Below are 5,452 nucleotides of genomic sequence, written 5' to 3'. Positions count from 1 at the left end.
AGGCTGCCCTTAGCGCTCAGCTTACGAAATAGCCATTTGAGACTAAACAACCTATATCAGATAACAGCCTCCTTTATCCGGAGGCTTTTTTTTTTGCAGCATCCGCAGAATCTGACATACTTACCATACCTTAAGCCAGTACACACAGCGTCCCCTCTACGAGGTGCCGTCTGTGACTGGTTCAGGGGGCTCGCCGCCCCCCGAAACCCCGGGCATCCACTGCGAAACTTTCGCACTTTGGGTGCGCATATTTCTCAGCGGAGTGAGAATGGAAAAGCGCACAAGAGAGATCAAAATCCGCCTGACCGACTCAGAGCATCAGCGTCTGATAGACCGGTGTGACCGAACCCATCTGGCCGAATGGCTGCGTCAGCTCGGTCTGGGAGAACATACCGCCAGAAAGCGCCGTCTGCCTGATGTGTCGCCCGAACTGCTGCGACAGGTCAGCGGGATAGGCAATAACCTCAACCAGATAGCCCGTCGTCTTAACCATCTCGATGGACTGAACCCTACTGAGCGCGTTTCCCTGCTGGCGGTGCTAAACAGCCTCGACCGCAATCTCGGTGAGCTGCTGGAGCAACACCGTGATCGTTAAAATTCACTCACGCGGTGCCGGTTCGGGCAGTGGCCCCGTTGATTATCTGCTGGGCAAAGATCGCCAACGGAGTGACGCCCGCGTGCTGAGAGGAGACGCCGAACGCACCCGCGAACTGATTGACGGCTGCGACTTTGCCCGCGCCTACACTTCCGGCGTGCTGTCCTTTCAGGAGGCCGACATTGCAGAGTCAGAAAAAGCGCGGCTGATAGACGAATGGGAACAGACACTGATGACCGGTCTCGACAAAGACCAGTACGCCTGTCTGTGGGTTGAGCATCAGGACAAAGGCCGCCTCGAGCTGAACTTTGTGATCCCGAACATCGAATTACAGAGCGGGAAACGGCTGCAACCCTACTTTGACCGCGCCGACCGTCCCAGGGTCAACGCCTGGCAGACGCTAACCAACGACCGGCTCGGACTGCGCGACCCCAATGATCCCGCCTATCGCCGTCCGCTGACGCATGCCAGCGACCTGCCGCGAGACAAACAGCAGGCAGCGGAAAAGCTGACCGCCGGCCTGATGAACCTGATGGCACAGGGCGCGATACGTAGCCGGCAGGACGTGGTGACTCAGCTCGAGAGCATTGGTCTCACCGTGGCACGAGAAACCAAAAGCAGCATCAGTATTGCCGACCCGTCAGGCGGCAGAAACATCCGGCTGAAAGGAATGATTTATGAGCGAAATTTTAAATTTGGCGAAGGGCTTCGAGGAGAAATCGAAGCAGCAAGCGCAGGATACCGAGCAGAGCGTGAAGCGCGAGTTCGGGAGGCTGGAAACGTCTATCAGCGCGGAACTGCAATCAAGCTCGCAGAGCATCAGCAACGCTATCCGCGAGCAGAACGGCAGGCTGACGGGCATGATCAGAGCCATGGTCACCAACGCGCTGATCTGGACAGTGGTCTGCGCCGCGCTCCTGATTGGCATCCTGAGCGGGATAATCTGGTTTCAGGGGCAGATCATCAGCTCACGCCTGAGCGACATCGACGGCTACAGCCAGCAACTGGCGAGTCTGAAAGCGAAAAGCGGCGCGGGGGTGACGATCTACAGCGACGACAGCCAGAAGAACGGCTATCTGGTGGTGCTGCCGGTGAAAGCACACGGCGTGGAAACCTACACCTCGACGGCGGGCAACACGGTGGTGAAGTACACCGCGAAGTAACCCCGACAGAACGCACAGAAACGCCCCTGAACGATTTTGACCCACAGGACAGAGAAAACCATGACCGAAATGGAAAAACAGCTTCTGAGCGCCTTAGAGAGCTTACAGGCCAGCTACGAGCAACAGCATCAGGCGTGGCAGGAAAGCTACAGCAGTTTGCAGCACATGTTCGAGACTACCTCACAGGCACTGAACCGCAGCGACAGGGCCTGTCAGCACTTGAGCAATCAGGTGAACAGCTTGCGCGGTCAGGTCGAGAGCTTGAGCAGCAATCTCAGCCGGTTAATGCGCTCGTAAAACAGCACGAACACCAGCTGAAACTGGAAAAGCAGCGCACCCGCTACCACGGCCCGACGCTTTAGCACCGCTCATGCGGGATACTCCCCGTAGACGCAATATTATTTTGGTGTACAATGTACGCTTATAAAGCAAAGGGAATGATACAGTGAGCCATGCGATAGAGTTTATCGAAACGCCGATGTTTACCCGTCAGATAAAGCAAATCGCCACGGACGACGAGCTCAAAGAGCTCCAGAAAGCGCTGATTGAATCACCGGACAAGGGCGATCTCATCAGGCAAACCGGTGGGCTGCGAAAAATCAGAATGGCGACCGGCACACAGGGGAAAAGCGGCAGTGCGCGGGTGATTTACTTTCTGGCCACCGAGGAAATTATCTATCTGGTGATGGCCTACCCGAAAAGCACCAAAGACAGCCTGACGGACGCCGAAAAATCCGACCTGAAAAAGCTGACCAAACTACTGAAAGACGAGGTGTAGCATGAGTTTTTTTGACGAACTGAAAGCGTCTCTGGAAGAAGCCGTCGAGATCAAAAATGGTGTTAAAGCACCGGCCCGCGTCACACGCTATGAACTGGCAGACGTGAAGGCACTTCGCGCCCAGCTTAACGTGACGCAGGATGAAATGGCGAAGGTGCTCGGCACCAGCCTCGATACTATCAAAAGCTGGGAAACAGGCAGACGTAATCCGACCGGACTGGCGGCAAAGGTTCTGGCGACCATACAGGCCAACCCTAACTTCTTTCAGGAACTTGCCTCACATTAAGGCTTTATGACGGAAGGATTCGACAGAAGCCGCCGTTCGCGTGTAACTTTAACGGCAGAAAAAACAAAGCCCCGATAATCATGATTTCAACTTGGCGGAAGAGACATGATCGATCAGGGCTAGGCATAAAACCTAAGAAGGATATTAGCACATGCACAGTGCAAGACAACAGCCCGCCATAAGCTCAGGCGTGAGTGACTAACCCAGCCATCGACCTGTTCAACGAGCGTTTACCACACAAACCGTACTTTTCGGACGATCTGCATTTTGGTGTACGCATCGCGGGAAAAGAGCGCGCGATTCTGGCGAAATACATCCAGTTCAACCAGCCTCATGCCATGTTCTGGCTCGGTTTTGACGTTGACCGCATCGGTGCAGCCATCGACTGGAGCGATCGCAATGCCCCCGCGCCCACGCTTACCATCACCAATCCCGAAAACGGACACGCACACCTTCTCTATGCGCTGAAAACCTCGATACGTACCGCACCAGACGGAAAAATGAAGCCGCTGAAGTACGCTGCTGCCGTAGAGAACGCGCTACGTAAAAAACTGGACGCTGACGTGGGGTATTCGGGGTTAATTTGCAAAAATCCGAACCACGGGTACTGGAAAATTGCCGTCTGGCAGCCGGAACTCTACACGCTGGACTGGCTGGCCGACTCGCTCGACCTGAACGCCGCGAATGACAAAGAAATCGTTGCCGACTACGGCTTAGGCCGTAACTGCACCCTGTTCGATAAAACCCGCAAGTGGGCTTACCGCGCTATTCGTCAGGGGTGGCCAGAGTACGAGCAGTGGCTGCAAGCCTGTTACGAGCGTGCCAGAGCCTACAATCTACAATTCCCAATACCTCTTGATGATAGTGAGGTGATGAGTGTTGCGAAAAGCATTGCCAAGTGGACTAAAAAAAACGTTACTATTTTTTCTTTTAAAAAATATGTAGAAGAAACTCACTCTTCAGAAATTCAACGTAGTAGAGGGGCAAAAAGTAAAGGCGGTGGGCGCCCTTCTTTAGGTCAGCCATGGATATTGCTAGGTGTTAGCAGAGCAACTTACTTTAGAATAAGGAATAAAAATGGAATTAGCTAAGATAAAGATAAAAAACATAAAAAACATAAGAAATGCAGAAATAGATTTGCCAATTGAAGGTGGCGTATATAGTTTGGTTGGCGGCAATGGCTGCGGAAAAAGCACTATAATGCTTTTATTTTCAGTCATCATGAGTTCTAAAAGATACTACATGTTGCAACCAGAGGATTTTGACTCAAGCTCAACTGTTGACATACAAATACATGCAGGCAATGAAATAAAAGAAAATAACTGGTCTGTTAGCCAAAATAATAAATGGGTTTGTAAAAATGAAACCATACATTTCCCAGGCGTGTACGAAGGCAGCCTTTTTTATGGTTCAAGATTCGATGATTCTAGAATTGTTGACAACCTCACAAGAGATAAATCAATAAATGGTCAGCATATTGTTGATGCGTTTGATTACGTAAAAGAAAACCTAAGCTTTATTCTTCATGGTGATAGAGAACACTATAAAAACATGAAAAGAATAAAGAATAAAAAGACATCAGAAATGTTTAATCTGAAAAATGTCCCATACTTTATGGAAACACCTAAAGGACATCTACTTAGCCAGTATAGGATGAGTTCTGGCGAGTGCCTTCTTGTCTCGCTTCTTAACTACATATATTGTTCAATAGTGAACTCAAATCGAGGGAATGGAGTTAGGAAAATCGCACCAGTATTTATTGATGAAATTGAGCTTGCATTGCATCCTATAGCAATATCAAGATTGATTGATTATTTAAATGAACTTGTTTGTTCTTTTCCAAAGGTTTGTGTATACCTAACTTCACACTCCCCTGAAGTTATTCGGTCACTAAAGCCTGAAAACATGTTCATGATAAATAATTTAGATGGTAACGTTTCGGTTGTTAACCCCTGTTACCCTAGTTATGCAATAAGGGAGGTTTATCGTCACGATGGTTTTGATTACCTTATCCTCGCTGAGGACAAGCTAGCAGAGAAAATAATAGACTCAGTTCTTTTAGACGCAAACCTTAAAAACAGCAGACTTATACATATATCACCAGTTGGTGGATGGAATAACGTATTATCACTACACCTAAACTTGTTAAAAAATAACGTCATGGGAGTGAATAAAAAAATAATAAGCATCTTAGATGGTGATGTTATATCAGAGGTGGCTTTGGTTAAGGATTTTAAAAACCTCCCAAAAATATTTCTTCCAATACCAAGTATAGAAAAGTTTATCTATGCTGTTGCTGTTGAAAACAAATATTCCGATTTTAGGAAGGTGTTCAACGATAAGTACTTCCCTATAAAGTCTCTTGATGACTTTGTTGCAGAACATAACAAACAGTTCAAAACTCCTCCCAGCAACCCAGATAAGAAGTTTTATTTTAGAATCAAGAAAGATCTTGAGTCGCGTAGCATTGATGAATCGTATTTCATTTCGAACCTTACAGATGACATTAAAAGAGTCATATCTTTCGATAAGTTCAAGGCTGCCCTTAGCGCTCAGCTTACGAAATAGCCATTTGAGACTAAACAACCTATATCAGATAACAGCCTCCTTTATCCGGAGGCTTTTTTTTT

The 5,452-nt window shown here is 48.7% G+C and carries 7 protein-coding genes and 1 pseudogene; all 8 read left to right on the top strand.

Translation table 11 applies throughout. The annotated features are described in order from the left end of the window. Window positions 1–268 precede the first annotated feature (268 nt). Window positions 269–595, top strand: coding sequence for a MobC family plasmid mobilization relaxosome protein (locus AD970_RS18295; protein ID WP_049602426.1), 327 nt, complete (start codon window positions 269–271; stop codon window positions 593–595). Beyond that, window positions 564–902 (top strand): annotated as a pseudogene (locus AD970_RS20635) (relaxase/mobilization nuclease domain-containing protein); the annotation flags it as partial. The gene AD970_RS18295 and the pseudogene AD970_RS20635, both read left to right, overlap by 32 nt. A gap of 370 nt (window positions 903–1,272) precedes the next feature. After that, window positions 1,273–1,758 (top strand): MbeB family mobilization protein, encoded by a 486-nt coding sequence (locus AD970_RS19775; RefSeq protein ID WP_145522338.1) that lies wholly within the window; start codon window positions 1,273–1,275, stop codon window positions 1,756–1,758. Between the two features lie 60 nt (window positions 1,759–1,818). Further along, a complete protein-coding gene (locus AD970_RS19770) occupies window positions 1,819–2,055 on the top strand; it encodes an MbeD family mobilization/exclusion protein (protein WP_015060316.1) in 237 nt (78 codons plus the stop codon). A gap of 148 nt (window positions 2,056–2,203) precedes the next feature. Continuing rightward, window positions 2,204–2,536 (top strand): type II toxin-antitoxin system RelE/ParE family toxin, encoded by a 333-nt coding sequence (locus AD970_RS18285; RefSeq protein ID WP_049602424.1) that lies wholly within the window; start codon window positions 2,204–2,206, stop codon window positions 2,534–2,536. A gap of 1 nt (window position 2,537) precedes the next feature. Further along, window positions 2,538–2,822 carry a NadS family protein gene (gene nadS / locus AD970_RS18280; protein WP_049602422.1) on the top strand — a complete coding sequence of 95 codons (285 nt, stop codon included), beginning with the start codon at window positions 2,538–2,540 and terminating at the stop codon, window positions 2,820–2,822. 194 nt (window positions 2,823–3,016) lie between these two features. Next, a complete protein-coding gene (locus tag AD970_RS18275) occupies window positions 3,017–3,913 on the top strand; it encodes a replication initiation protein (RefSeq protein WP_049602420.1) in 897 nt (298 codons plus the stop codon). Further along, entirely contained in the window at window positions 3,900–5,390 is a 1,491-nt protein-coding gene (locus tag AD970_RS18270) for an ATP-dependent nuclease (RefSeq protein ID WP_049602419.1), read from the top strand. The genes AD970_RS18275 and AD970_RS18270 overlap by 14 nt, the downstream gene beginning before the upstream one ends. The last annotated feature ends 62 nt before the right edge of the window (window positions 5,391–5,452 follow it).

The organism is Yersinia nurmii (genome assembly GCF_001112925.1).
GTDB classification, from domain to species: Bacteria; Pseudomonadota; Gammaproteobacteria; order Enterobacterales; family Enterobacteriaceae; genus Yersinia; species Yersinia nurmii.
The sequence above is the reverse complement of the archived record's forward strand: the minus strand, read 5'-3'. Positions and strand labels throughout refer to the sequence as shown.

What these genes read in the sequence shown, in the direction of transcription:
- AD970_RS18295 (WP_049602426.1), top strand. Translation starts at nt 269, where the DNA reads ATGGAAAAGCGCACAAGAGAGATCAAAATCCGCCTGACCGACTCAGAG.
- AD970_RS19775 (WP_145522338.1), top strand. Translation starts at nt 1,273, where the DNA reads ATGAGCGAAATTTTAAATTTGGCGAAGGGCTTCGAGGAGAAATCGAAG.
- AD970_RS19770 (WP_015060316.1), top strand. Translation starts at nt 1,819, where the DNA reads ATGACCGAAATGGAAAAACAGCTTCTGAGCGCCTTAGAGAGCTTACAG.
- nadS (WP_049602422.1), top strand. Translation starts at nt 2,538, where the DNA reads ATGAGTTTTTTTGACGAACTGAAAGCGTCTCTGGAAGAAGCCGTCGAG.
- AD970_RS18270 (WP_049602419.1), top strand. Translation starts at nt 3,900, where the DNA reads ATGGAATTAGCTAAGATAAAGATAAAAAACATAAAAAACATAAGAAAT.